Origin of the sequence: Spirosoma sp. KUDC1026 (assembly GCF_013375035.1) — a bacterium.
GTDB lineage: Bacteria > Bacteroidota > Bacteroidia > Cytophagales > Spirosomataceae > Spirosoma.
Genome location: NZ_CP056032.1, coordinates 5,141,857 through 5,167,066, shown reverse-complemented (window position 1 = coordinate 5,167,066; position 25,210 = coordinate 5,141,857). Strand labels below are relative to the sequence as shown.

24 protein-coding genes are annotated in these 25,210 nt (G+C 52.1%); 16 read left to right on the top strand and 8 right to left on the bottom strand.

The features are described 5' to 3' along the window. Positions 1–15 precede the first annotated feature (15 nt). Together HU175_RS21685 and sppA are read left to right on the top strand one after the other, a co-directional pair. On the top strand, positions 16–627 hold the full coding sequence (locus HU175_RS21685; protein WP_228724241.1) for an inorganic pyrophosphatase: 612 nt from the start codon (positions 16–18) through the stop codon (positions 625–627). Positions 628–791: 164 nt separating this feature from the next. After that, a complete protein-coding gene (gene sppA / locus HU175_RS21680) occupies positions 792–2,561 on the top strand; it encodes a signal peptide peptidase SppA (protein ID WP_176568556.1) in 1,770 nt (589 codons plus the stop codon). Positions 2,562–2,827: 266 nt separating this feature from the next. Here sppA and HU175_RS21675 read toward each other — a convergent pair whose 3' ends face one another. Further along, positions 2,828–3,571, bottom strand: a complete 744-nt coding sequence (locus HU175_RS21675) for a hypothetical protein (RefSeq protein ID WP_176568555.1) — start codon at positions 3,569–3,571, stop codon at positions 2,828–2,830. Positions 3,572–3,752: 181 nt separating this feature from the next. Here HU175_RS21675 and HU175_RS21670 point away from each other — a divergent pair, with 181 nt between their 5' ends. After that, positions 3,753–4,538: a UDP-2,3-diacylglucosamine diphosphatase gene (locus HU175_RS21670; protein ID WP_176568554.1), complete on the top strand. Its 786-nt coding sequence runs from the start codon at positions 3,753–3,755 to the stop codon at positions 4,536–4,538. Between the two features lie 59 nt (positions 4,539–4,597). On the opposite strand, the gene HU175_RS21665 is transcribed toward HU175_RS21670, so the two are convergent. After that, on the bottom strand, positions 4,598–5,329 hold the full coding sequence (locus tag HU175_RS21665; protein WP_176568553.1) for a carboxypeptidase-like regulatory domain-containing protein: 732 nt from the start codon (positions 5,327–5,329) through the stop codon (positions 4,598–4,600). A 286-nt stretch (positions 5,330–5,615) separates the two neighbouring features. Here HU175_RS21665 and HU175_RS21660 point away from each other — a divergent pair, with 286 nt between their 5' ends. Beyond that, on the top strand, positions 5,616–6,761 hold the full coding sequence (locus tag HU175_RS21660) for a TlpA disulfide reductase family protein (RefSeq protein WP_176568552.1): 1,146 nt from the start codon (positions 5,616–5,618) through the stop codon (positions 6,759–6,761). Between the two features lie 58 nt (positions 6,762–6,819). On the opposite strand, the gene HU175_RS21655 is transcribed toward HU175_RS21660, so the two are convergent. The 3 genes from HU175_RS21655 to HU175_RS21645 are packed head-to-tail and all read right to left on the bottom strand — an operon-like array spanning position 6,820 to position 8,867. Continuing rightward, positions 6,820–7,653, bottom strand: a complete 834-nt coding sequence (locus tag HU175_RS21655; protein WP_176568551.1) for a phosphatidate cytidylyltransferase — start codon at positions 7,651–7,653, stop codon at positions 6,820–6,822. Beyond that, positions 7,634–7,852, bottom strand: coding sequence for a putative signal transducing protein (locus tag HU175_RS21650; protein ID WP_176568550.1), 219 nt, complete (start codon positions 7,850–7,852; stop codon positions 7,634–7,636). Before HU175_RS21650 ends, HU175_RS21655 begins: the two co-directional genes overlap by 20 nt. Before the next feature lie 49 nt (positions 7,853–7,901). After that, on the bottom strand, positions 7,902–8,867 hold the full coding sequence (locus HU175_RS21645) for a CPBP family intramembrane glutamic endopeptidase (RefSeq protein WP_317167763.1): 966 nt from the start codon (positions 8,865–8,867) through the stop codon (positions 7,902–7,904). A 139-nt stretch (positions 8,868–9,006) separates the two neighbouring features. Between HU175_RS21645 and dusB the strand changes: the two genes are divergently transcribed. The 8 genes from dusB (at position 9,007) to eutC (ending at position 17,481) form a co-directional block, all read left to right on the top strand. After that, positions 9,007–9,999, top strand: coding sequence for a tRNA dihydrouridine synthase DusB (dusB, locus tag HU175_RS21640; protein ID WP_176568549.1), 993 nt, complete (start codon positions 9,007–9,009; stop codon positions 9,997–9,999). Between the two features lie 196 nt (positions 10,000–10,195). Next, a complete protein-coding gene (gene pyrH, locus HU175_RS21635) occupies positions 10,196–10,930 on the top strand; it encodes a UMP kinase (protein WP_176568548.1) in 735 nt (244 codons plus the stop codon). A 118-nt stretch (positions 10,931–11,048) separates the two neighbouring features. Further along, positions 11,049–11,609: a ribosome recycling factor gene (gene frr / locus HU175_RS21630; RefSeq protein WP_176568547.1), complete on the top strand. Its 561-nt coding sequence runs from the start codon at positions 11,049–11,051 to the stop codon at positions 11,607–11,609. A gap of 118 nt (positions 11,610–11,727) precedes the next feature. Continuing rightward, the gene (locus HU175_RS21625; protein WP_176568546.1) at positions 11,728–12,126 is read left to right on the top strand and encodes a hypothetical protein; all 399 of its coding nucleotides are present in this window, start codon (positions 11,728–11,730) and stop codon (positions 12,124–12,126) included. Between the two features lie 130 nt (positions 12,127–12,256). After that, positions 12,257–14,854, top strand: a complete 2,598-nt coding sequence (locus tag HU175_RS21620; protein WP_176568545.1) for a YfhO family protein — start codon at positions 12,257–12,259, stop codon at positions 14,852–14,854. Between the two features lie 102 nt (positions 14,855–14,956). Next, the gene (locus tag HU175_RS21615; protein WP_176568544.1) at positions 14,957–16,339 is read left to right on the top strand and encodes an ethanolamine ammonia-lyase subunit EutB; all 1,383 of its coding nucleotides are present in this window, start codon (positions 14,957–14,959) and stop codon (positions 16,337–16,339) included. A gap of 3 nt (positions 16,340–16,342) precedes the next feature. Beyond that, the gene (locus HU175_RS21610) at positions 16,343–16,666 is read left to right on the top strand and encodes a DUF4377 domain-containing protein (protein ID WP_176568543.1); all 324 of its coding nucleotides are present in this window, start codon (positions 16,343–16,345) and stop codon (positions 16,664–16,666) included. Then, positions 16,663–17,481, top strand: coding sequence for an ethanolamine ammonia-lyase subunit EutC (gene eutC / locus HU175_RS21605; RefSeq protein WP_176568542.1), 819 nt, complete (start codon positions 16,663–16,665; stop codon positions 17,479–17,481). Before HU175_RS21610 ends, eutC begins: the two co-directional genes overlap by 4 nt. Here the strand turns inward: eutC and dprA are convergent. Continuing rightward, positions 17,414–18,523, bottom strand: a complete 1,110-nt coding sequence (gene dprA / locus HU175_RS21600) for a DNA-processing protein DprA (RefSeq protein WP_176568541.1) — start codon at positions 18,521–18,523, stop codon at positions 17,414–17,416. The two genes, eutC and dprA, sit on opposite strands and share 68 nt — an antisense overlap. A gap of 154 nt (positions 18,524–18,677) precedes the next feature. Between dprA and HU175_RS21595 the strand changes: the two genes are divergently transcribed. Beyond that, positions 18,678–20,144 (top strand): PhoX family protein, encoded by a 1,467-nt coding sequence (locus HU175_RS21595; RefSeq protein ID WP_228724240.1) that lies wholly within the window; start codon positions 18,678–18,680, stop codon positions 20,142–20,144. A gap of 26 nt (positions 20,145–20,170) precedes the next feature. Here the strand turns inward: HU175_RS21595 and HU175_RS21590 are convergent, their stop codons facing one another. Then, positions 20,171–20,539 carry a MerR family transcriptional regulator gene (locus HU175_RS21590; protein ID WP_176568540.1) on the bottom strand — a complete coding sequence of 123 codons (369 nt, stop codon included), beginning with the start codon at positions 20,537–20,539 and terminating at the stop codon, positions 20,171–20,173. Between the two features lie 138 nt (positions 20,540–20,677). Between HU175_RS21590 and alaS the strand changes: the two genes are divergently transcribed. From alaS to HU175_RS25155, 3 genes are all read left to right on the top strand, one after another. Then, the gene (gene alaS, locus HU175_RS21585) at positions 20,678–23,341 is read left to right on the top strand and encodes an alanine--tRNA ligase (protein WP_176568539.1); all 2,664 of its coding nucleotides are present in this window, start codon (positions 20,678–20,680) and stop codon (positions 23,339–23,341) included. 121 nt (positions 23,342–23,462) lie between these two features. After that, positions 23,463–23,747 carry a type VII toxin-antitoxin system MntA family adenylyltransferase antitoxin gene (gene mntA / locus HU175_RS21580; RefSeq protein WP_176568538.1) on the top strand — a complete coding sequence of 95 codons (285 nt, stop codon included), beginning with the start codon at positions 23,463–23,465 and terminating at the stop codon, positions 23,745–23,747. Between the two features lie 94 nt (positions 23,748–23,841). Further along, complete coding sequence (locus HU175_RS25155; protein WP_410528569.1) at positions 23,842–24,084, top strand: DUF86 domain-containing protein; 243 nt, start codon at positions 23,842–23,844, stop codon at positions 24,082–24,084. Here the strand turns inward: HU175_RS25155 and HU175_RS21570 are convergent. Further along, positions 24,038–25,000, bottom strand: a complete 963-nt coding sequence (locus HU175_RS21570) for an alpha/beta hydrolase (protein ID WP_176568536.1) — start codon at positions 24,998–25,000, stop codon at positions 24,038–24,040. The genes HU175_RS25155 and HU175_RS21570 overlap by 47 nt on opposite strands. Positions 25,001–25,210 lie beyond the last annotated feature (210 nt).

Below are 25,210 nucleotides of genomic sequence, written 5' to 3'. Positions count from 1 at the left end.
ACTCAATCTGACCAAATGGCAAAGACTCCTTCTAAAGCACACCCCTGGCATGGCATTTCGCCGGGTGAACATGCGCCCGATATCATTACTGCGTTCATTGAAATCGTACCGACCGACACGGTAAAGTACGAAATTGATAAAGAGACCGGATATCTGAAAATCGACCGGCCACAGCAGTACTCCAACATCATTCCTGCCCTATACGGCTTTATTCCCCGTACGTTCTGTGGGGATGAAATTGCGAAACTGGCGTCGGAACGGGCTGGGCGGGAAATTCCGGAAGGTGATGGCGATCCGCTGGATATCTGTGTGCTGACCGAGCGCGAGATTACCCACGGTGACATCCTGCTACAGGCTATCCCCATTGGTGGTTTCCGCCTGATCGATAAAGGTGAGGCCGACGACAAGATCATTGCCGTGCTGAAAGGTGATGCCATGTACGGTCAATTCCGTGAACTGGCTGACCTGCCCGAAGGCATCGTAAAACGCCTGCGTCACTACTTCCTGACCTACAAAACGCTGCCCGATGAGCCTGCCGTCATGGAACTGGCTGCTATTTATGGCCGCGAAGAAGCCTGCGAAGTTATCCAGGCATCGATGAATGATTATGACGCAATGCCTCGCTAGTCGACGTGCTGACAATTAATAGGAACGACCCGGCTGAGCCGGGTCGTTTTGTTATACGACCACTTATCCGGTCATTGGCGCATTTAACATTTATCGAACCCGGTCGCCCCGGTTTCGGTGTAAATTTGTTTATCGTGTATTGATACACCCAAGTCCTGTGACTCATGCGACAGTTTTTTAAATATGTTCTGGCCACTATCGTTGGCTTAGTGTTGTTTTCGGTCATCTGGTTTTTCCTGTTGATTGGGTTTAGTGCCGCGGTGTCATCGACGTCAAACCGCTCAACGCAGGTCAAAAGCAACTCGGTACTGAAACTTGATCTTGATGATCCGATCGAAGAGCGCAGCAGCGAAAATCCGTTCGCTGAGATTGGCGCCTTTAGCGGTCCAAGTAATGCAGTTGGTCTGGTTGAACTGAAAAAGGCCCTGCTGAAAGCCAAAACCGACGACAACATTCAGGGTATTTACCTGAAAAGTGAACATCCCCAGGCGGGATGGGCCTCGGTTGAAGAGATTCGTAACGCCCTGATCGACTTCAAACAGTCGAAGAAGTTCATCTATTCCTACGCCGAAACAATGGACGAAAAAGGCTACTACCTGGCGTCGGTTGCCGATAAGGTGTATCTCAATCCGGCGGGGGATATGGAATGGAACGGGCTGGATGCCGAGTTAACGTTCTTCAAGGGAACATTGGATAAACTGGGCCTGAAACCGGAGATTTTCCGCGTAGGTGAATTCAAAAGCGCTGTTGAGCCGTTCATCCGCGAAAACATGAGCGAACCCAACAAACGGCAGGTGACATCGTTTCTGAATTCTATCAACGATCACATGCTCGTTCGGATCGCGCAGAGCCGTAACCTGCGGGTTGACTCGCTGAAACGCTACGCCGACAATCTGACAATTGAGCAGCCGAAGGACGCCCTGCGTACAAAACTGGTTACGAACGTAGCGTACGAGGACGAACTGGACGCCCTGCTGCATAAACAACTGGACGTTGATGCCAAAAAGAAGATTAACTACGTATCGCTGAAAGATTATCAGGATGCTGAGGATACGAGCGAAACGGACAACAGCAGTAAAAATCGGATTGCCGTGATTGTTGCTTCCGGTGATATTGTATCGGGCAAAGGGGGCGAGAACAACATCGGCTCAGAAACGATTGTAGAGGAACTGAAAAAGGCTCGTCTGGACAATAATGTAAAAGCCATTGTGCTGCGCGTAAACTCGGGTGGGGGCAGTGCGCTGGCGTCGGATGTAATGTACCGCGAAGTAGAACTGGCCCGCAAAGCGAAACCAGTAATTGGTTCGATGTCTGATTACGCTGCGTCGGGGGGCTATTACATGCTGATGGGCTGCGACAAAATCGTAGCGCAACCCAATACCATCACGGGGTCTATCGGTGTCTTTTCTCTTTTGTTCAACACCGAAAACTTCTTCAAAGACAAATTAGGCGTCAGCTTTGATCGGGTGAAAACGAACGAAAACGCTGATTTTCCGTCGACAACGCACGAAATGACCCCGTTCCAGAAACAGTCGCTGCAACGGCGGACCGAGCAGATCTACGCGGAATTTACGAGCAAGGCTGCAGCCGGACGCAAAATTCCCGTTGATAGTATCCGTGCCATTGCCGGAGGCCGGGTCTGGACGGGATCGCAGGGTAAAGCCATTGGCCTGGTCGATCAACTGGGTGGGCTGGACGATGCCGTTAAACTGGCAGCCCGGTCGGCTAAACTGAAGGAGGGTGATTATCGCCTGAAATACCAGCCGCGTAAAAAACCGTTTATCGAGCAAATCATTACGTCGCTGACGGGCGGTGAAGAAACCAAAATTCAGGCGCAGCTTGGCGAGCTGGCTCCGTACGTAACCTATCTGAAAAAGCTCAAAACCCTGGAAGGAATCCAGGCTCGTCTACCGTTCGAGATAAAAATTCGGTAATCATTGGCAGGACCGATTTAAGGAAAAAGTATGAATTTGCCTGATTAGTAATGGGTTAATTCCTGCTTTCCTTACCAAAGGGTTTCTGCCTGGCAAAAGTTGGTTTGTAGTCTATCAGGCCTGCGCAGTTTCTGTGCAGGCCTTTTTTATGTACCCTTTCTAACCGGATAATTCGCCGGGCAACTGCTGTGTTGCAGTTAATACAGAGCGCAAAAAAAGGGGATGCGAAAACCGCATCCCCTTCGCCATATAAGCAACTTTGTTTCTTACAGGAATTTCTTGTATTCCCCTTCAGAGATTTTTTCCAGCATCGCTTCCGAAATGGATTCGGCGCGATCTTTCCGGGTAGCCGCTGAATCTTTCGATTCTACGCGTACGCTGAAAATGTGGTTGATGTACAGCACGTGCATCGTACCCGTGTTAGCATCCCACACCGCTTTGTCGCCCAGGCCCGTAACTGCAGCAAACCGACCTGTATTAACGGCTGGTTCGGCCATTGGCGTTGGCAGCGATACCGAGTCAGATTCGGTTGCTCCGTCTGCCGATGCATCCGTTTTTGCATCAGCACTGGCTGTAGCTGTTTGCTCTGGGTTTTCCATCGCTACGGGTTCCGGCTTCTCAATAGGAGCCTCTGCCGCCTTAGGTTTGTTCTGATAACGAACGTCGAACTCGTATTCAGCGCGGAAAATCGATTCAAACGGACGCTGGCCCACAAAGGATAAATCTACTTTGTTACCAGCCCACTCGAACGAACAACCTTCTTCTTCGTGCCCTTCGGTGATCGCAACATCCTCTGCTACACCAAAGGCGCCCCGGATGTATTCTTCACCCAGCATGTGGCAAGGCTCCTGGTAATAGCCTTCTGTACTCAGGATTTGAACACCGACTACGCGTCTCGCCAGTTCGGGGCTTCCTGTACCGGCTGCGTCGTTGGCGTCATCAGTATTGCTGCTCGTTCCACAGGCCAGACAAAGAGCGGGTAAAACCAGTAATAGAGTTTTAATTTTCATGATGTATCGTCGAAAACCCAAAATTAGTATTTCATTAGATACAAACTTCGCCGGTTGGATGTTTAGACGCGTTATATTTTGACCGACTGGGCTACCAGACCTTAAATTCAAAAGATCGCTAGCCAGCGGGCGTGCTAGCATCCCGATCGCTCCGTAAGTTTGTGGCTGATTATTTTGCTGCATGTCCACAATTGACACCATTCCGCTGGCTTCCGGCCAGAAAGCGTATTTCGCATCCGATTTTCACCTGGGTGCCCCATCGCCCGAACAAAGCCGTATTCGTGAACAGGCAGTTGTTGCCTGGCTGAATCAGGTCAGTGCCGATGCCGGGGTCATTTTTCTGGTGGGCGACGTATTCGATTTCTGGTTTGAGTACAAACGCAGCATTCCCAAGGGGTTTATCCGGTTGCAGGGCAAGCTGGCCGAACTGACCGACGCCGGTATACGTATCGAGCTGTTTACGGGCAATCACGATATGTGGATGAGTGATTATTTCACCAAGGAAATGGGCATTCCGGTCTATCGCGAACCCAGAGCGTATAAAATCGGAAATAAGCAGTTTCTGGTTGGGCACGGCGATGGTCTTGGACCTGGCGATTACACCTACAAACGCTTAAAACGCGTATTTGAAAGTGGTCTGGCTCGTCGACTGTTCCGCTACGTTCACCCGGATTGGGGCATTGGACTAGCCCAGGCCTGGTCGCGCCGGAGCCGGATCAGCAACGAAGAAAAAGGAGAGGAATTTCTGGGCGAAGACCGCGAGTGGCTCATGCTGTACTGTCACGAAGTTGAGGCCGTTCAACACCATGACTACTATGTATTCGGGCACCGGCATTTACCGCTTGATCTGGCCGTTTCTTCCACAAGCCGGTACATTAACCTGGGCGAATGGGTACATGCCAAAACGTACGGCGTTTTTGACGGAAATAAGCTTGCCCTCAAAACCTGGTCGTCTGCGTCCATATAAAAACACAAAGAGGTCGCCTGAAACGAGCGACCTCTTTGTGTTTTTATAAAACTACGCTATCAGTTGCTATCCTGTAGCAAAATATCTTTTCGGGATACGTTCTCGCGGGGGGCCTTGTTGAGTTCACTTCGCCATTCCTTGTTTTTCAGATCACCTCGCTTAACGGATCGAATGAAATTGGCCCACGCAAACGGGTTCGTGAAGGCAAACGTAGGGACCTGGCTACGTCCAATGATGGATTCGCGCCCAAAGAATTGATTGTTGACAAAGTTCTGGTGATTAGCCAAGGCGCCCATCGGCATCGTAGCGGCCTGCCGCATTATGGCGGCCGGGTCCATGTTTTTAGCCAGGTTCTGCCGCTCTTTTTCGTCGGGCAGAGTCAAATTAACGAAGGCTTCCTTAAATAGTTCTTCGGTGGCATAAGGATAAACTTTTACCTCGGCCAGTGTTTTCACGTCCTCCTGCAAGGCTACGACGGCCGAGTATGTCTGATCGCTTATTCGGCGGGGAATGATGTGATACTGTGTCCGGAATCCCACATAGCTGAAAATGACACTGTCGCCGGGAAAAACGGGCAGCGCAAAATACCCGTTGGGCGCCGATAAGACGCCACGTCCAGCTTTGGGAATGTAGATATAAGCACCGGGCAGGGCTTCGTTTGACTTACCTCCCGTGATAAACCCCGTAAACGTTATCTGCCGCTCCTGGCCCTGTGCGCGGGTTTTGGTGAACATACCCGCCAACAGCAACAGGCTCAGCCCCAGCAGTACATAAATTCGTATTTGCTTCATGCCGACCGACCTGGAAACAGGCCCTTTTCTACTTAACCACACAAAATAACGAATGATTTACAGGTCAGCCGCATTTACCTCAATAATTTAAGAATAATTAAAGGAGCGGGCCGAGAGGTTAAGCGACGTTACCACTGCTGAGTAACGACAGAATAGCCGCCAAAATAGGCCATTTGATAGCCTTTTTTTGTTTATAAATATAACTATTTTTATCTAGTTGACTCTTTGCTACTTTAGCAAAGCCTTCTAGCTATAATAGTATCACGCACCTTAAACCGTTTACACAATGACTATTGATTCGATATTCTACCTGAATAAGTTCAGGTTAGGGTTCTATACGTCGCTGCTTTTATCAGGGCTGTTTGCCCATGCTGCGATGGCCCAGACAAAACAGTCGCAAACGTTTACCCTGATGGGGGAGGTTCTTCCATCTGTAACCGGAACTGTGTATTTGCTTAAGCAAAATGACGTAGCGATTGACTCTACCCGTATCAGGCAGGGACAGTTTACGTTCAAAGGAGCTTTGGAAGATCCCGGGTTGTACTGGATCAGGATAAATACTGACGATCTGAGCTACCCCGTCTTTTTAGAAGCGTCACCAATCCGCATGAAATTGAAAGACAAAGGGACCGCTCAGGTATCTGGCTCCAAGCTGCATGATCAATGGGAAAGCTACAACTCGGGATTCATCGACCCGATTCGAGAGCAGTTAATCACGCTCTTCGAGCAGCGGAAGGCAGCGACCCAAAAAGGCGATACGGTGCTATTTAATCGGTTAATGAAACAGAATGACTCGGTAAGCATCTCTTATGGCACTCGATATCGGAAAATAATTGAACAGAAGCCCTACACTTTTTTTAATTTACACCTATTGCAGGAATCGGGTATGGATGATGCCTATGTCGTGAATATGCTCAATGAGTTCAGACCTCAACTGGCTACGTATCGTACGTTTCAGGCGCTGGAACAGGAAATGGCAAAACGGGCAGCAGGGCGGGAAAAAACAGCTATTGGTGTAGATGCCCCACTGTTCGTACTGCCAACAAGTAAAGGAGGAACCAGTAGTCTGGATTCGGTTCGTAAAAGCAATAAACTAGTACTGCTCGATTTTTGGGCGAGCTGGTGTGGTCCCTGCATCAAAGAATTGCCTTCATTGAAAGCACTTTACAACCAGTATGCAAAGGAAGGGCTGGAAGTCATTAGCGTTTCTCTAGACAAAGACCCCGCTCAGTGGCAGCAGGCGATTAGGCGGCATAGTCCGCCTGGTCTTCAATTATTGGCGACAGACCAAAGCCAGATAATGGAGAAGTACGCTGTTATTGGGATTCCACACACTTTTTTGATAGACCAATCAGGTAAAATTCAAGGTGATAATCTCCATGGGGAAGAACTAACCAAGAAAGTTGCTGAGTTGCTCGGCGAAAAGCGCTGAGCAAATAAAACGGGTTCTTGTTGACGCCAACAAGAACCCGTTTTTGTACAAGGTCAAATCAGGCGAATAGCTTCAGGAACGTAATGATGAAGGGAGCGGCCAGCAGGAGCCCATCGAAGCGATCGAGGAAACCCCCGTGACCGGGAATGCTGCTGCCCGAATCCTTGATCGCGATGCTACGCTTGAAAAGTGATTCGACCAGGTCGCCGTAGGTGCCCGTCACGACGATAATGCCGCCCACGCAGTACCACTGCCAGGGCCGTAGCTCGGGGGCATAGAAGGCAAGGCCCAGCGCAATCAGGCCCGCAGCGGCCGCGCCACCCAGCGCCCCTTCCCAGGATTTCTTGGGCGATACCCGCTCAAACAGCTTTCGGCGACCAAAGTACGTACCGGCAAAATAGGCCCCAATATCGCTGGCCCATAGCAGGAGCAGACAGCCCGTAATGATCATGGGGTGAAATGAGCTATTGCGGAGTGCCAGAATGATCAGCAGCGCGAACGGCATCGCAACGTAAATAATGCCCAGGAAGGTGAAGCCAATGTTGGTGAACGGCTTCATATCGCGTTTTTTATACAGCTTGATCAGGAAGATCATCGACGAGGCCGGGCAAATCAGAAAGTAATTGCCCATACTAATCTGATCCGTTTCAATGAAATAGGCCAGGACGCAGATCATGACGCCAACCAACGTACCGTAGGCGGTTAGCGGCTCAAAGCCGTCCAGGCCCAGCAGCCGATAAAATTCCCGCTGGGTGAGGGCACTGATGACGCAGAACAGGAGCGCAAAGGTCCAGGCATCATACCAGATCATAAACAGAATAAACGGAACCCCCACAATGGCCGCAATGACCCGTTGCTGGAGGTTACTCATACTAGCTAAACGTTGCTTCATTCTCCAGAATTACTTTGGCCAGAATGGCATCCTTGCCCATGACGTGTACTTCACTTTTACCTAATCCTACTGCCGGGTAACTACTGCTCTGCCGGTTGATCACAACGGCGGGAATGTCGTGTTCCAGCAGCAGCGCTTTCGCCAGCTCGGCCCGGTGAGGGAGAGGGGTCGTATAAATTGATTCCCAGTTTTCAGTCATTGATGATTGCACGTAATTCGGTCAGTTTAGAAAAGGAAACTCTGCGCCATCAGGGGTTGGCTGATGAATGAACCTTATCTTTCTGATTAAGTTGGCGAAAATAATAGAGCAGGCCAGCCGTGAGCGCCAGCGACGCCAGCGCCGTAGCAATCGGCACCGTATCAGGGCTCTCGATATCCATCGAAATTAGTTTCTGCTGGTACAGATAAACCATCAGCACCGTGAACCCATTGTTGACAAAGTGAGCCAGAATAGGCACCCAGAGATTGCCCGACCAGAGGTAGAGGTAGCCGAACAACGCGCCTAGGAGCATCCGGGGAACAAAGCCCAGAAACTGGACGTGGATCGCACTGAACAGGGCGGCCGCAATCCAGATACCGGCGTGGGCGTTGCCTGTCCAGTACGTCAGGTTACGCTGCAGAATACCCCGAAAAAGCGTTTCTTCACCAATGGCTGGGATAACGGCAATGACCAGTACTGCAATCAGCAGCTGGCCGGGATTGTTGAACGTCGTAAGGTATTTGGTAACGCCTTCCAGGCTTTTTTCCTTGTCCCGAATCCACTGCTCCAGCGGGGCCATCGTCTGGGGGAGGTGCACATTCTGATTCCAGTCGATGATGAGCCCGTCGAAGGGCATAAAAGCCACCACAATAACGGCTACGACGGCCAGAACCGTTAGACTAGTGACCGGGTGTGGGTTGAAAACCGACCAGGTCTGGCGCTCAACGGCATACCAATAGAGCAGGGAGGGAAGCAGAAATGTACCCAGGTGATTGACGGCCTGGAGCATCATGAGTGTGTACCACCCGTCTTTTATGGAAACCGGATTGGCCGCCAACGTTGTGATGTAGTCTCTGGCTTCGGCGGGCCCAAAGCCCTGACTGACCATAATCAGCAGTAGAATCAGTAAAGTACTGAGCACCCCGCCGATTAGTACGAAACCAATGAGCATGATCAACCCGCCAAGGGTTGGGGGCTGCGGAGAGGTATGATTTGGTACGTAGATTGATGGCATATTTGGCGTAAATTTACTGAAGCATTCCCATAATCCGCAAAAAGGAACTATTTGGCTCTTGGGATTGTGCTAAAACCTTAGCGTCAGGGACGGGATAACCGACCACTATTCGTTCGCAACGTATCTGACTGAAAGCATTATGGTTAAAATTGGCAATATAGAACTACCGGATTTCCCGCTATTGCTGGCCCCTATGGAGGATGTCAGCGATCCGCCCTTCCGGGCGGTTTGCAAGGCAAATGGGGCCGATTTAATGTATACTGAGTTTATTTCGTCCGAAGGGTTGATCCGGGATGCGGCCAAGAGCGTGCAGAAACTGGACATCTTCGAGTACGAACGTCCCATTGGCATTCAGCTTTTTGGCTCGGACGTAGAAACGATGGGTTCCTGTGCCGAAATTGCCACGCGGGCTAACCCGGACTTGATTGATATTAACTACGGCTGCCCGGTCAAGAACGTAGCCTGCCGGGGAGCGGGAGCGGCCTTATTGCAGGATATACCCAAAATGGTACGTATGACCGACGCCGTTGTGAGGGCTACGCACCTGCCTGTAACGGTGAAAACCCGGCTGGGCTGGGACGACAGTACCAAGAACGTGGAAGATGTAGCCGAACGACTACAGGACATCGGCATTCAGGCGCTGACAATTCACGGCCGGACGCGTGTGCAGATGTACAAAGGCGAGGCCGACTGGACACTCATTGGGCGTATCAAAGACAACCCCCGGATTAAAATCCCCATCTTTGGCAACGGGGATATTGACTCACCCGAAAAAGCGCTGGAATATAAAAATCGCTACGGGGTCGATGGTGTCATGATTGGTCGGGCCAGCATTGGCCACCCCTGGGTTTTTGATGAAATCAAACACTTTGTTCGTACCGGCGAACACCGGGCGGCACCGACCGTTGCGGACCGGGTTGCCGTTTGCCGGCAGCATCTTGATTTTTCAATCCGCTGGAAAGGTGAGATTGTTGGTCTGTTCGAAATGCGTCGTCACTACGCCAACTATTTTAAGGGCTTACCCGATTTCAAACCGTTTCGACAGCGCCTGGTAACAACGGATACCTATGCCGAAACCAGCGCGGTGCTGGACGAGGTGTCAGAACGGTACGCCGAAGTCGTTGCCGTTTAATTGACAGTTGATGTGATAAATCCAGGGCCGTAGTTTCGATCGAAACTACGGCCCTGCCCGTTTATGGTCATCGAGCGCAAAAGGTCAGTAAGCGAATGGTTATGTCGGGAGAGACGTAGCCAATCCCTCGGTTTCCGGTTGAGTGCCTGTTCCGGTTTTCGGCCTTTTCCATATCTTTGCCGCAAAATTCCCTTTCATGACATCGCAAACAAAGTACAAACGGATCCTGCTCAAACTGAGTGGAGAAGCGCTGGCGGGCCCTAGTGGCTACAACATTGACCCAGCCGTATTGGAAAAATACAGCCAGGAAATCAAGCAGGTAGTTGATCTGGGGGTTCAGGTTGCTATTGTCATCGGCGGAGGAAATATTTTCCGGGGAGTTTCGGGCGAACGATCCGGAATCGACCGGGTGCAGGGTGACTACATGGGTATGCTGGCTACGGTTATTAATGCAATGGCTATCCAGAGTTCGCTCGAAAAGCATGGCATGTACACCCGCGTTATGTCGGCGATCAAAATGGAGCAGGTCTGCGAACCATACGTTCGTCGCCGGGCGGTACGTCACCTGGAAAAAGGACGCGTCGTCATCTTCGGGGCCGGTACCGGCAGCCCTTATTTTACGACGGATACGACGGCCAGTCTGCGGGCTATCGAAGTTGAAGCCGATGTTGTCCTGAAAGGAACGAAAGTCGACGGCATCTACACCGCCGACCCGGTGAAAGACAAAACCGCAACGCGCTATACGACAATCTCGTTCGAGGACGTTTACGAGAAGAAGCTGAACGTAATGGACCTGACGGCCTTTACGCTCTGCCAGGAAAACGACCTGCCCATTATCGTTTTCAACATGAACGATTCGGGTAGCCTGATGAAAGTAATTATGGGCGACAGCGAAACCGGAACCCTGGTTTCGTCGAAAAAAGAGCAGTAAAGAGTCCGGGTTATCGAGTTTACCGTTAACCGGCCTTTCGGAAAGCCGGCAATCGTAGACTTTTACGACCATAACCTATCCAGCTTTACAACTCATAACGTTTCAACTGTACAGAAAAATGGAAGAGATCGAGCTATATCTCGACGATGCAAAAGACACGATGGAAAAAGCGCTGAAGCACTTATCCATTGAACTGACCAAAATCCGCGCCGGTAAAGCCAGTACCCAGATGCTGGATGGTATTCAGGTCGAATATTACGGTGTGATGTCGCCCCTGAATCAGGTTGCCTCGGTAACAACGCCCGACGCCCGTACGATTGTGGTGAAACCTTTCGAGCGGAAGCTGATCGGTGAGGTAGAGAAAGCCATCCGTAACTCGAACGTTGGCCTGGCACCCAATAACGACGGCGAACAGATCCGGCTCAGCGTTCCTCCCCTCACCGAAGAGCGTCGTCGTGACCTCGTGAAGCGGGTAAAGCAGGAGGTCGAAGTGGCCAAAGTGAATGTGCGCAACATCCGAAAAGACACCAACGACGGTATCCGTAAACTGACGAAAGACGGCGTATCGGAAGACGCCGTGAAGATTGGTGAAGAGCGCGTCCAGAAACTGACCGATTCGTTTATCGCCCGGGTTGACGAAACATTCGTCGCCAAAGAGAAAGACATTCTTTCGGTCTAACGCGGAAAAAAACTTATTTGCCAGCCGAACCCTGCTAAACGGGGTTCGGCTATTTTTTTATTCGTATTTTACCGCTGGTCTGCCCGGCCTTTTCATTCTCTCAACAGCCCGTACCGTTATGAGTGATTTAAGCGACTTTTTCAGGAAAACGCCCCCGCAGGTTATGTGCCACCAACTCGCACAGAAGAATGCCCAGATTCAGGCGCAGATGCAGGAAATAGGCGATGCGTATGCGGAGGAATTAAAAAAATACCGGCAGCGGCTGCGGGACCGGAATCGGTTACGTCGGCAACTGGACGACCAAACCGACCGGACCAATCTGGAACCGGACGAGGAGATTGAGCGGGAAAAAGCCGTTCAGCAACTGACGAACGCTATTGCCGCCATCGACGTAACGGACCCGCAGAGTTTGAAAATATACTGGGAAAAAAAACAGCTTTTGGCGGAGCAACTGCGCGTCAATGACAGTCAGATCCGTCAGTTCCTGCTGGCGTATGCGCAGACATACCTCAACTAATAGGGCTGGTAACCCCGGCTGAAGCAATCTGGCACCCAACTGCTGCGTTTAGAACTACTAGATAGCCGAAGACGGCTTCCCCCCATTTGCGCGTAAACCTCTATCTTTGGGCTACGTACCAGTTTTTTGTATGAATCAACCAACCCTCTCTCAACCGCATAAGCGGAACAACTTTCTGCCGCACCTGATTGCTGTGCTGGGGCTACTGCTGCTGGCCATTGCTTATTTCTCGCCGGTTATGCAGGGCAAAACTTTGTCCATGGCCGATGTGCAGCAAAGCACCGCGTCGGCCCGCGAAATCCGGGATATTGCCCAGCAAACTGGCGAAAAACCGCTCTGGACCGACGCCGTGTTTAGCGGGATGCCCGGGTACATGATCGATTTTAATTACCCAAACATTTGGGTGTATAAGGCCACAATGGCCGTTATCAACGTATTACCGAATACCGCAAACGTCGTATTCGTGCTGATGCTCAGTACGTATCTGCTGCTGGTTGTGCTGGGTTGTAATCCCTGGCTGTCGGCTATGGGCGCCATTGCCTATGGCTTCGGAACCTTTGGTATCGTCAGCCTCGAAGCGGGGCACATTTCCAAAATCTACGCCATGGCTTATGGATCAGGTATCCTGGCGGGGGTGATATTATGTCTGCGGGGGCGCTACTGGCTCGGCGCTGCATTGACAGGTTATTTCTTCTGTATGGAGCTGGGGGCCAACCACATCCAGATTACGTACTACCTGTTCATGGCCATTGGCCTCTACGTTCTGATCGAAGGCATTGCGCTAGTGAGGGCAGGACAGACCAGGCGGCTGGCGATGGGCCTGACCGTTCTGGTGCTGGCGGGGGTATTAGCGGCTGGTAGTTTCGGTAAACGGCTGCTGATCATGAATCAGTACACCAAAGAAACCATCCGCGGTACATCGGAACTGACCGAAAAGACGACCAACCCCGACGGCAAATCGGCAGGGAACGTAGCGAAAAGCGGTCTGGACAAAGACTATGCGTTCAGCTACAGCTATGGTAAAGCCGAAACGCTGACCCTGCTCGTGCCAAACGCATTTGGTGGTTCGTCGGGCGGTGGTTTGTCAACTGATTCAGAATTTTATAAAACGCTGACCGAAAAAGGGGTTGATCCGGCTTCGGCCAAGCAGTTTGCAGAATTAGGAGCGCCTACCTACTGGGGCGATCAGCCTATGGTAGGTGGACCGGCCTACGCGGGAGCGGTGCTGCTGTTCCTATTTGTTCTCAGCATGTTCGTAATCCGGACGCCCATCCGCTGGTGGCTGCTCAGCGCGGCTGTCCTGATGATTGCGCTGGCGCAGGGAAAAAATCTGGCTATTGTCAACTATACATTGTTCGACTACCTGCCGTATTTCAACAAGTTCCGGGCAATGACCATGGCGCTCTGTCTGGCGCAATTATTCCTCGGTATTGGTGCGGCTCTGGGTATTCAGACAATCGTCAACCAGAAACTGACGTTCGCGCAGATTAAGCAACCGCTGCTGATCAGCTTCGCGCTGACGGGCGGATTGGCGTTGGTATTGATACTGCTGGGCGGTTCGCTGTTCTCGTTTCAGACACCCACTGATCTGGATTCCCTAAGCCGGTATTTCGGCGAGGCTGCTAAAGATTTCCAGACGGCACTGATCCGAGATCGACAGGCGCTGTTACGTAGTGACGCCATCCGGTCGTTTATCTTCATCGTACTGGCCGCCGGGGCCGTCTGGGCCTTTGTAACGAATAAGATCAAAGCGGGGATTTTCTATCCTGTACTGCTGGCGCTGCTGGTCGTCGATCTGTTTGGTGTCGACAAACGGTTCCTGAACAATGCCGACTTCGTATCGAAGACACAAGTTGCCGAAGTGTTCCAGCCAACGCCCGCCGACGAGCAGATTTTGCAGGATAAATCGCTGGGATACCGGGTGTTCGACCAGACGGTTGACTTCATGAACAGCAACCGGACATCGTATTTCCACCGGTCGATTGGTGGGTACCACGCGGCTAAACTGCGCCGGTATCAGGAGCTGGTTACGTACGCCTTCCAGCCGAATACGCTCAATATCCTGAACATGCTGAATGCGAAGTATGTAATTCAGGGAGGCCAGCCCGACCCCGCCAACCCACAGCAGCAGTCGGGACCCGTCGCGCTGCCGAATCCGGAAGTGATGGGGGCAGCCTGGTTTGTGGGTAATGTGCGGCAGGTAAACAACGCCGACGAAGAGATTGCCGCTATGAAAACGCTGAGTACGCGCGATTCTGCCGTAGTTGATAAGCGGTTTGCCACGGAACTGGGTAACCTACCTGCCGTTATGGATCATACTGGCAGCACAATTCAGTTAACCAGCTACCGGCCCGACAAACTGGTGTATCAGGCGAATGCTACCCGAGATGGGCTGGCCGTTTTCTCCGAAATCTATTACCGGGGTAACGAAGACTGGCAGGCAACCATTGATGGCAAACCGGCTCCGCACCTACGAGCCAACTACGTCCTGCGCGCCATGCGGATTCCGGCCGGGAAGCACACGATTGAGTTCACGTTTTCCCCACCGCTGAATACACTCGGTAATACCATTGACCTTATCTTTAACGTACTGCTGATTGCCCTGATCGCGTTCGTGATCTTCCGGGCCACCCGCAATCGACAGACCGAGCCGGAGCTGGTTCCCGAACCGGTTATTCCGTTCGTACCGGAGTCGCCGAAAGCCGGCCCGAAAACAAAAACCCGTTAACAATTCATTTCCCCTGATAGGCCATCGAAAACCTGTCAGGGGAAATTTTTTGCCACATAGGCTTCTCTACTCTGAGTCCCATTACGTACCTCACTCGTCCGTATGCCGTACCGCCATACCGTTCGCCAGAAAAATTACGTATTCAAAGATTTGAAAACGCTACTGGCGCGGGCGACTCCGTTACGGTCGGGGGATCAGTTGGCGGGTGTGGCGGCTGAAACGGCCGAGGAACGGGTAGCGGCCCAGATGGCGCTGGCCGATTTGCCGCTGACAACCTTTCTGAATGAGAGCGTTGTGCCTTACGAGCAGGACGACGTAACGCGGCTGATTATCGATTCGCACGACGCATCAGCTTTTTCACTAGTTCGGCATCAGACGGTCGGCGAACTGCGTAATTTTCTGCTTTCCGAAAAAGCCGATGCCCAGACGCTGACCGGTCTGCAGATGGGCCTGACGCCCGAAATGGCCGCGGCTGTATCGAAGCTGATGCGCAACCAGGATCTGATTACGGTAGCCGCCAAGTGTGAAGTCATTACCCGGTTCCGGAATACGCTGGGGCTGCGCGGCCGCTTGTCAACACGTTTACAGCCAAACCATCCTACTGATGATCTGCGCGGCATCGCGGCCAGTCTGGTCGATGGACTGCTATACGGTTCCGGCGATGCCGTGATTGGCATCAACCCTGCCACCGACCACGTGCAGACGACGGTTCAACTGCTGAATATGCTCGATACCGTGCGGGAGCGATTTGCGATTCCGACGCAGACCTGTGTACTGAGCCACCTAACCACAACCATTCAGGCCATTGAACAGGGCGCTCCCGTCGATCTGGCATTTCAAAGCATCGGCGGGACCGAAGGGGTTAATGCGTCGTTCGGTGTTAGTCTGGCGTTGTTGCAGGAGGGACTAGAAGCGACCCGCTCGCTCAATCGGGGCACCGTTGGGCAGAACGTCATCTACTTCGAAACGGGGCAGGGGAGTGCGCTCTCGGCCAATGCGCACCACGGCATGGACCAGCAAACGGCCGAAACACGCGCTTATGCCGTGGCGCGGGCGTTTGAGCCGTTGCTGGTCAACTCGGTCGTGGGATTCATCGGACCGGAGTATCTCTACGATGGTAAACAGATTATTCGCGCCGGCCTGGAAGACCATTTCTGTGGGAAACTGCTGGGGCTACCAATGGGCGTTGACATTTGTTACACGAACCACGCCGAGGCCGATCAGGACGATATGGATACGCTGCTGACGCTGCTCGGTACGGCTGGCGTTACGTACATTATGGGCGTACCCGGTGCCGACGATGTTATGCTCCACTACCAGAGTACATCCTTCCACGATGCACTTTATCTTCGGAATGTGCTGAACCGTCGACCAGCGCCGGAATTTGAGCAGTGGCTGCTGCAGATGGGCATTATGAATGATCAATTGCAACTCTTGCCAGCTCAATCGGGTCATCGTCTGGTAGAATCTGTATCCTCATTCTAAGTTATGGCTATTATACGAGTACTCACATTGCTCTTGCTTCTGGCTGGTTCAGCCTGCGATAAATCGGTGGATCCTGAAACGCTTACGCTGCAAATCGATAGTCAGTATCAGGATTGTGTGGGGGTAGGGCCGAGAAAATGCCTGCGGGTAAAAGAGAATGACGCATCGAAGTGGCAATTATTCTATGATCCAATAGAAGGGTTCATACATGAACCCGGTTACAGTTATACAATACAGGTAAGTCGGGAGGTTATTCCTGATCCACCAACGGACGGCTCATCGTACCGGTACAAACTGATTCAGGTCGTTAATCAACAAAAGCAATGAGCGAGGCCACCGACAGGCTGGATATGAGCGATCCCTGGGCGTTCCTGAGTCAGCATACGGCGGCCCGTATTGCGCAGGGACGAACCGGTCATAGTCTCACAACCAGCGCCTTGCTTCATTTTCAACTCGATCACGCTCGCGCCCGCGACGCTGTTCATGCCCAGTTGGCTACCGATACGTTACTGACCAGTCTGAACGCCCTGCAAGCTGATGCCCTGCTGCTCCACAGTCAAGCCACTGACCGACAGACATACCTGAAACGCCCTGATTTAGGTCGACAGTTAGCCTATGGGTCGATGATACGGCTGGCCGAGCTGGATAAAAGGCCCGTTGTCGATCTATGTATCGTCATTGCCGATGGCTTATCGGCTTTTGCGATCGAGCAGCATGTTGTTCCCCTGCTGACTAGTTTACTGCCGCTATTCCGGTCGCAGAACTGGCAGGTTGCTCCGCTATGCGTCGTCGAGCAGGGGCGCGTTGCGGTGGGCGACGAAATTGCGCACGCTTTTGGGGCCGAACTACTGCTGGTCCTGATCGGCGAACGTCCGGGGCTGTCCTCGCCCGACAGTCTGGGGGCCTACCTGACGTACCAGGCTCGACCCGGCATGACCGATGAACTGCGGAACTGCGTGTCGAACATACGGCCGGAAGGCTACCCCTATGAGCTGGCTGCTCAGAAACTGCTTTACCTGCTCACCGAAATGAAGTCGCGACGCCTGTCGGGAGTGGCGTTGAAAGACGAGATGCCTACGCATAGACTGGGGCATACGTCTTCCCCGGCAGCGATCGAACAAAGCCCCGAAACTCCAGATTGAGCAGCACCGACGCCAGACGGCTCATCGGAATCTGCGCCTGCCAGCTCAGATCGTCAATGTGCAACGTAGCAGACTGGCGAAGCAAGGCCAGAATCTGACTTTCTTCCTCCGTAATGTCGAGCGGTAAAGCAGGTGGGATGCCTTTGGGCGACGGCTCTGTTACGGGCGCATCCCAGTTCATGGCCTCGATCAGGTCGCGTGGGCTGGTGTAGATCTGAGCTTTATTTTCCCGGATCAGCTTGTTGCAGCCCGCCGAAAATGCCTGGTTTAATTGGCCGGGTACAGCAAACACATCGCGGTGGTAGTTATTGGCGTACTCCGCCGTGATGAGCGCTCCTCCTTTTGCCGCTGCTTCAACTACTACAACGGCGTCGCTGAGCCCGGCGATAATCCGGTTTCGGGCCGGAAACAGATGCGCGTCGGGTTTAGTGCCGGGGGTGCTTTCGGTAAGTAAACCACCCTGGACAAGCATTTCCTGCGCCGTTTTCTGGTGGATATTCGGGTAAATAATATCAAGACCGCTGGCCATAACGCCAATGGTGGGTAACCCGCTGGTCAGGCTAGCCCGGTGCGCGGCAATGTCGATGCCGTAGGCCAGACCGCTAAAAACCGTAACGCCATAAGGAACGAGTGCTTCGATCAGGTCGGCGGTGATCCGTCGGCCATAATCGGTAGCCTGCCGGGTGCCAACCAGGCCAATGGTCCGGGGGGCATTCAGGTCACCAGAGCCGCGGAAATACAGCATGGCGGGCGCATCGTACAGATTTTTCAGCCGGGCCGGGTAGTTTTTGTCGGTGAAGAATAAACTATGGGCATCCAGCTTTTCCAGTTGTTTGATTACCTGCTCGGCGGTAGTCAGTACGTCGGGTTTATGAATGGCACGGGCGGTTACTTCGCCGATTCCCGGAATCTTCAACAACCGACCAAGGGGAGCCTGGAATACGTCGGCGGCTGATCCGCAGTAACTGATTAATTGGCGAATGAGGATACTACCCACGCCGGGAACGAGCGTCAGGGCGACCTGGTGTAAGTTATGAGTCACGAAGCGTACGGTAGGGATTAATGAGCCAGTTTACGTATATTTAGGCACATCATAAAGCGACTTTGTGTTTCAGACTTTATTTTGTTATTAGAAGGTAGGTATAGAAAGTGCCGGTACCAGCAGTGAAGTCGGCAGCGATAGTGTCAACCAGGTCATGCAATTGAAAAAAGTCTGTTTGCCGTCAGTAATGGCGGGTATTTTATTGGGCATTGCTGCCTGTGGCGACCGGGCCGAACCCGGCGTTGTTCAGTCCGATGTTGTGCTCAAGAATCAATCGGTAACGCCCGTGCTGGCGAAACTGATGCCTGGCTTTGAGAACGTTGACCTGTTTTCGCTCATCAGCAGTGACGATACGCTGAAGCAGTCGCCATCGTACGTATTTGGCGGGTCGGCGGATGGCGAAGGACTGCTGAAAAACACTGATGGCACGTATACCATGCTGGTAAATCACGAAGATAACTTCTCCGTGTCACGGCTGATACTGGACAAAACATTCAAACCCGTCAAAGGCGAATACCTGTTGAATTCTGACGGGAGTCAGTGGCGCTTGTGTTCGGCTACAATGGTTACGCCCGAGGTACAGGGTTTTGGACCAACCTTTCTGACCTCTGGCGAAAGCGGAGAAGAGTCACGCATTCACGCGCTTAATCCATACGCTGATGTCAGTACGGCCAGTACGTCCAAAGAGGTAGCGGGCCTGGGGCGGTGGAGTTCCGAAAACGCGGTCCCGCTGCCGCAACTGGCTTTTCCCGGAAAGACTGTCATCATCATCGGTGAAGATAATTCCGACGTGACGGGTGGGCAGGTGGCCATGTATGTATCCAACACTGTCGGTGATCTGGAAAATGGGACGTTGTACATGCTGAAGCGTACCGACGGTAATCAGAAAGAGATGGACATGAAAGTCGGGACGAAATACCCGGTTGAGTTCGTCAAAATCGAGAACCACAAAACGCTGACGGGCAACCAGATCAACGGTCGGGTAAACGAACTGCAGGCACTTAAATTTGGCCGGGTTGAGGATGTTGATTTCCGGAAAGGAAACAAAGCGACCAACGCTCGCGAGGTGTTTTTCACCGTGACGGGGCAGGGCATTGGGGGACCCAACGCCGACTACTCCCGATCCATGTACGGCCGGATTTACCGGATTACGCTGGATGCTGCCGATCCTACAAAAGGTGCGCTCGAGGTGATGCTGGATGGCGACGACCGGAACGGTGTCGCCAAAACGTTTCAGGACCCGGACAACATCACCGTAACAGAGAATTACGCGTACATTCAGGAAGACCCAAACGGGTATGGCAACGAAACGCACGATGCATACCTGTACCAATTTAATCTGAACACGGGCGAACTGAAGCCGGTCTTTATGATCGATCATCGCCGGAACGAAGCTGATGCGGCCAAATACAATGTTGGGGCTCCGTCGCGGATTGGCGGCTGGGAAATCAGCGGTATGATCGACGTATCGGACGTAATTGGCGTCCCTAATACGTTCACCGTCGGTCTGCAGGCGCATACCTGGGTGGGTAATCGCTACCGGGGTGTGGATGGCGGCTCGAAGCGGGCGGGCGAAAACCAGGCTAGCCAGATTATTGTGATCAAAGGGTTACCGCGCTAATTAACTTCCCTTGCCAGGCAAAGCGCTTACGAAGGCTCAGCAGGTTGAGCCTCGGCCTGGGGCAGCTCGTCGAGCGAGTCGCGGAGCTGCTGCAGGAAATCCTTAATTTCAACAAGTTTGGCCGTAACGCGGGCGTTTTCGCGACGACGGACATTACGGTTTTCCAGATATTTCTGCGCTCCCTGCAAGGTCATGCCCTGATTATCAACCAGGTCCAGGATTTCGCGCAGGTGGTCGATGTTCGCCAGCGTGTAGGACCGTTCGCCGGAATCCGGATTTACTTTGGGGCTAAAGGACGGAAACTTCTTTTCGTAGTAACGGACCTTCGACATATTGATGCCGACCATATCGGCTACCTCTTTGATCCCGTAATACAATTTCCCCGACCCATTCATTTGACAAACTTGCTGACGTTCCTCTAAACATGCAAGTTTTGCCGTAATTTTGCGATACACTAATTTTGTTTATTAAGCGGTCGTTTCTGGTGGACTAATGCCTTGACAACCAGGAAACGCTACGCTCTTTTGTTTGCTATGACTTCCCACGAAATACGCCGTCATTTTCTTGAATTTTTCCGATCAAAAGAACACCTGATTGTTGCTTCGGCCCCGCTCGTCGCCAAAAACGACCCGACGCTGATGTTCAATAACTCGGGTATGGCTCAGTTCAAGGATTTTTTTCTGGGCAATGGTACGCCCCCGTCAAAGCGTGTCGCCGATACACAGAAGTGCCTACGGGTATCGGGGAAGCACAATGACCTCGAAGACGTTGGTTTTGATACGTATCACCACACCATGTTCGAAATGCTCGGCAACTGGTCGTTCGGTGATTATTTCAAAAAAGAAGCGATTCAATGGGCCTGGGAATTGCTGACCGAGGTCTACAAATTGCCCAAAGACCGGCTGTATGTATCGGTCTTCCAGGGCGACGAAAAAGACAATGTTCCGTTCGACCAGGAAGCATTTGACCTCTGGGAGCCAATTGTTGGTAAAGACCGGATCATTTACGGCAACAAGAAAGACAACTTCTGGGAAATGGGCGATACGGGGCCCTGCGGTCCCTGCTCAGAAATTCACGTTGACCTGCGCTCTGCCGAAGAGGTAGCCGAAACGCCGGGTAAAGAACTTGTCAACGCCGACCACCCACAGGTCGTTGAGATCTGGAACCTGGTATTTATGCAGTTCAACCGCAAGGCTGATGGGTCGCTGGAGCCGCTGCCAGCCCGCCACGTTGATACGGGTATGGGCTTCGAGCGGTTGTGTATGGCCATCCAGCAAAAAAAATCGAACTATGATACCGACGTTTTCTCGGGCACAATCAACGTCATCGAAGAACTGTCGGGTGTGAATTACTCGGCTGGTACGGGTATGCAGGACGTAGCGATGCGCGTGATTGCCGACCATATCCGGGCTGTGTCGTTCGCCATTGCCGATGGACTGGTGCCGAGCAATAGCAAAGCGGGTTACGTGATCCGGCGGATTCTGCGCCGGGCCATTCGCTATGGCTATTCGTACCTGGGCATGACCGAGCCGTTCATGACCAAGCTGGTGCCAACGCTGGCGATGCAGTTTGCCGACGTTTTTCCCGAACTGAACATTCAGCGCGATTTTGTAGCGACGGTGATTCGGGAAGAGGAAATTGCGTTCCTGCGTACGCTGGGAACGGGCCTGGGTCGTCTGGACCAGATCATTGCGGATACGAAAGCCAGTGGCAGCGAATCGATTGCCGGTGAAACGGTATTTGAACTGAACGATACGTTCGGTTTCCCCGCTGACCTGACGGCGTTGATCGCCCGCGAGAAAGGCCTATCAATCGACGAAGAAGGGTTCCAGAAAGCGTTGCAGGAACAGAAAGTTCGGTCGCGTAAGGATGCTGCCATGTCGGCGGGCGACTGGATCGAACTAACGGAGCTGGACGACAAAGTACAGTTCGTTGGGTATGATCAGCCCGAAGCCTACGCCCAGATTGTGAAGTATCGCAAGATTCAGAACAAACAGGGAACGCAGATTCAGGTCGTGCTGGACAAAACGCCGTTTTACGCTGAATCTGGTGGTCAGGTAGGGGATACGGGTACACTCGAATTATTTGCCAGCTCCGACCAGATTGGTACGTTAACCGTACTGGACACCAAGAAAGAGAACGACTTGGTAATTCATATCGTCCAAGACGTAAGGGGCATTGATGATCTGCTGACCGAAGCCGATTCGGTATACGCCGTAATCAACACCACTCGTCGTGGCCTAACCGCCAGCAACCACTCGGCGACGCACCTGCTGCACTCAGCCCTGCGCGAGGTGCTGGGTACACACGTCGCGCAGAAAGGTTCGTACGTTGGTCCTGATGCTCTGCGGTTCGACTTTTCGCACTTCAGCAAAGTAACCGACGAACAACTGGCCGAGGTAGAACGTATTGTGAACGAGAAAATCCGGGAGGATATTCCGCTGGATGAGAAACGGAACGTCCCCATCGAACAGGCAAAGGGCATGGGTGCTACGGCCCTGTTCGGCGAGAAATACGGTGATTTTGTACGCGTTATAACGTTCGATCCGAACTATTCGGTTGAGCTTTGCGGAGGAACCCACGTCTACCGCACGGGACACATCGGTCTATTCAAATTTACGGGCGAAGGATCGGTATCGACCGGCGTTCGTCGGGTGGAGGCCAAAACGGCGCTGGGTGCTGAAACGCTGGTGAACGAGCAGATGGCGATTGTGTCGGAACTGAAAGAGGTGCTTAAAGCGCCGAAGGACGTCGTGAAAGCCGTACAGGATCTGCTGGCTGAGCGGGCCACCCTGCAAAAGCAGATTGAAGTTCTACAGAACGAAAAAGTACAGCAGGTGAAAAATCAGTTGCTGAATAAGATAGAAACCGTTGAATCGGGTTACTCTCGTCTGATTGAGCGCGTGGACGTACCGTCGGCCGATGCCCTGAAACAACTGGCGTATGACCTGAAAGCGAAAGTTGACAACCTGGCGTTGGTACTGGGGGCCGATATCAACGGCAAACCCCAACTGGCCGTTATGCTGCCTGATACGTTAATTCAGGAACGCAAACTGAACGCGGGTCAGGTGGTGAAAGAACTGGCCAAAAACATCAAAGGTGGTGGCGGTGGGCAGCCGTTCTTCGCTACGGCTGGCGGCTCCGATTCGTCGGGTCTCGATGCGGCCCTGGCGCAGGGAAAAGAAGTGCTGAACTAAAAGGTAACACCAATAACAAATCGCCTGATTTCTGTGAAGGAGTCGGGCGATTTGCGTTTGAAACCAGTTATATTAGTAAAGCTGACTTATTTCAATAACTTTCCAGCCAATCAGTTCGCTCATGTTCTCAGAACTCGCATCCTATTTTCAGCATCAACCCGTCAAACGCGCATACGTGTTTGGGTCAACGGCACGGGTTGAACAGACGCCTGAAAGCGACATCGATATACTTGTCGAGTTAGATTATGAGGACGGGGCTGACTTTTACCGATTTCTGGATATGCAAGAGCAGTTATCCGCATTACTGCACAAAAAAGTTGACCTAGTAAGCGCCAATGGCCTTTCTCCATTCGTCAAGCCATACATCGATCGGGAAAAGCAACTGATTTATGAAAAGAACGCTTGATGACAAAGCCCGCTTATTGCACATTCTTCAGGCGATTGGCTAAGTAGAGGAATTTCTGGCTAACCGCTCCAAAGATACTTTGTACACAGATTCCATGCTTCGGTTCGCCATTGAGCGACAACTGGAAATCATTGGTGAAGCTGCTAACCATTTATCAGAGTCGTTAAAAGGTACTATGCCCGAAGTAGAGTGGCGTAAAATTATTGCCTTTAGAAATTTCGTTACGCACGAATACTTTGGGATTGACTTGGAATTACTATGGGATATTGCTACTAATAAACTTGCTCCGCTTAGGTCAAGCGTCGAACAACTATTAGCAAGGCAGTTTCCATCGTAACAACACCATACTGCTTAGGATGGATTGGATCTCGGTTTTCATTAATAAACTTAACCATCGACCGGAAAGCGCGTCGAGCTTCGGGGAGCCAGGCTAGTAGCATAAAGACGTGAAACATACCGGGATATTCGTCAAGGTGAATAACCTTTCCGGCCTCCCGCATTTTCTGCACAAAATTCCGGGCTTCGTGCACCAGAATGTCCTGCGTACCAATCAAAAGCAGGGTAAGTGGTAATACGTTCACATCGCCGTAGAGGGGCGAAAGTAATGGATTGAGTGGGTCAGACTGCCGGATGTAGGCGTCGCTGACGTACTGCGCAAAAGCCATCGACAAAACCGCATCCGTTACTGGCTGATCGTCGGGGCAGAGTTGACTCAGATTTACCGCTGGCGATAGTAAAACCAGTTTCCGGGGAAGTTGAGCGCCTGCTGCATGAAGAGCGTACGTCACGGAGAGGCAGAGGTTACCACCTGCATTATCGCCTGCTACTACCCAATTACTGGTACTGCCCAGACGTTGCTGATGCTGTAGTTCCTGAATTACGTTTGAAATAGCGTTCAGTGCTGTCGGGAAAGGATAGTCCGGTGCCAGGTTGTAGGGTATAAACAGCACTGCGTATTGCAGCTGCCGACTCAGTTTATTGCACAACTGCCATTGCCGCTTCTGCGGACCGATCACAAAGCCACCGCCGGGTAGATAAATGATAACCCCGTTTGTGCAGTACGCTGGATTTAGCCAGTAGCAACGCACCCCCGCCAGCGTTTCCGGCTGAAAGTTCAGTCGCTTAGGCGTACGAAAATCACCACGCGTATAGAACGGAAAACGGGTTGTGTACAGTGCCAGTTTGGGCAGTCTGACCAGCCGGAATAAGGTCAGGAGCAGCCTGCCCTGCCAGCTACGTTGCTTTGATGTCATAGCACCGGCAAATTAAGGCTTGTCGGCTAGTTCGTGAAACTAATGAAACACGCGATAGCCAGTTTGTCGCTCGATCATTACGTTGCCTGCCCACGTTGACAAAATTGAGCGTGCCTGTAAGCTCCGGTATCTCAGCTGGGAAGACTGTCCGGCATCATCCTTCCTAACAGACGTATAGCCAATTCAGCGCCTGAAAGTCATAACTAACAA

Excerpts from the sequence above, each read along its gene's own strand:
- HU175_RS21615 (WP_176568544.1), top strand. The coding sequence starts at position 14,957 with ATGCCGTACCGCCATACCGTTCGCCAGAAAAATTACGTATTCAAAGAT.
- HU175_RS21590 (WP_176568540.1), bottom strand. The coding sequence starts at position 20,539 with ATGAATGGGTCGGGGAAATTGTATTACGGGATCAAAGAGGTAGCCGAT.
- HU175_RS21660 (WP_176568552.1), top strand. The coding sequence starts at position 5,616 with ATGACTATTGATTCGATATTCTACCTGAATAAGTTCAGGTTAGGGTTC.
- pyrH (WP_176568548.1), top strand. The coding sequence starts at position 10,196 with ATGACATCGCAAACAAAGTACAAACGGATCCTGCTCAAACTGAGTGGA.
- HU175_RS21685 (WP_228724241.1), top strand. The coding sequence starts at position 16 with ATGGCAAAGACTCCTTCTAAAGCACACCCCTGGCATGGCATTTCGCCG.
- eutC (WP_176568542.1), top strand. The coding sequence starts at position 16,663 with ATGAGCGAGGCCACCGACAGGCTGGATATGAGCGATCCCTGGGCGTTC.
- sppA (WP_176568556.1), top strand. The coding sequence starts at position 792 with ATGCGACAGTTTTTTAAATATGTTCTGGCCACTATCGTTGGCTTAGTG.
- HU175_RS21675 (WP_176568555.1), bottom strand. The coding sequence starts at position 3,571 with ATGAAAATTAAAACTCTATTACTGGTTTTACCCGCTCTTTGTCTGGCC.
- HU175_RS21655 (WP_176568551.1), bottom strand. The coding sequence starts at position 7,653 with ATGAAGCAACGTTTAGCTAGTATGAGTAACCTCCAGCAACGGGTCATT.
- HU175_RS25155 (WP_410528569.1), top strand. The coding sequence starts at position 23,842 with ATGCTTCGGTTCGCCATTGAGCGACAACTGGAAATCATTGGTGAAGCT.
- frr (WP_176568547.1), top strand. The coding sequence starts at position 11,049 with ATGGAAGAGATCGAGCTATATCTCGACGATGCAAAAGACACGATGGAA.
- HU175_RS21625 (WP_176568546.1), top strand. The coding sequence starts at position 11,728 with ATGAGTGATTTAAGCGACTTTTTCAGGAAAACGCCCCCGCAGGTTATG.
- dusB (WP_176568549.1), top strand. The coding sequence starts at position 9,007 with ATGGTTAAAATTGGCAATATAGAACTACCGGATTTCCCGCTATTGCTG.
- HU175_RS21665 (WP_176568553.1), bottom strand. The coding sequence starts at position 5,329 with ATGAAGCAAATACGAATTTATGTACTGCTGGGGCTGAGCCTGTTGCTG.
- HU175_RS21595 (WP_228724240.1), top strand. The coding sequence starts at position 18,678 with ATGCAATTGAAAAAAGTCTGTTTGCCGTCAGTAATGGCGGGTATTTTA.
- mntA (WP_176568538.1), top strand. The coding sequence starts at position 23,463 with ATGTTCTCAGAACTCGCATCCTATTTTCAGCATCAACCCGTCAAACGC.
- HU175_RS21610 (WP_176568543.1), top strand. The coding sequence starts at position 16,343 with ATGGCTATTATACGAGTACTCACATTGCTCTTGCTTCTGGCTGGTTCA.
- HU175_RS21650 (WP_176568550.1), bottom strand. The coding sequence starts at position 7,852 with ATGACTGAAAACTGGGAATCAATTTATACGACCCCTCTCCCTCACCGG.
- HU175_RS21570 (WP_176568536.1), bottom strand. The coding sequence starts at position 25,000 with ATGACATCAAAGCAACGTAGCTGGCAGGGCAGGCTGCTCCTGACCTTA.
- HU175_RS21645 (WP_317167763.1), bottom strand. The coding sequence starts at position 8,867 with ATGCCATCAATCTACGTACCAAATCATACCTCTCCGCAGCCCCCAACC.
- HU175_RS21670 (WP_176568554.1), top strand. The coding sequence starts at position 3,753 with ATGTCCACAATTGACACCATTCCGCTGGCTTCCGGCCAGAAAGCGTAT.
- alaS (WP_176568539.1), top strand. The coding sequence starts at position 20,678 with ATGACTTCCCACGAAATACGCCGTCATTTTCTTGAATTTTTCCGATCA.
- HU175_RS21620 (WP_176568545.1), top strand. The coding sequence starts at position 12,257 with ATGAATCAACCAACCCTCTCTCAACCGCATAAGCGGAACAACTTTCTG.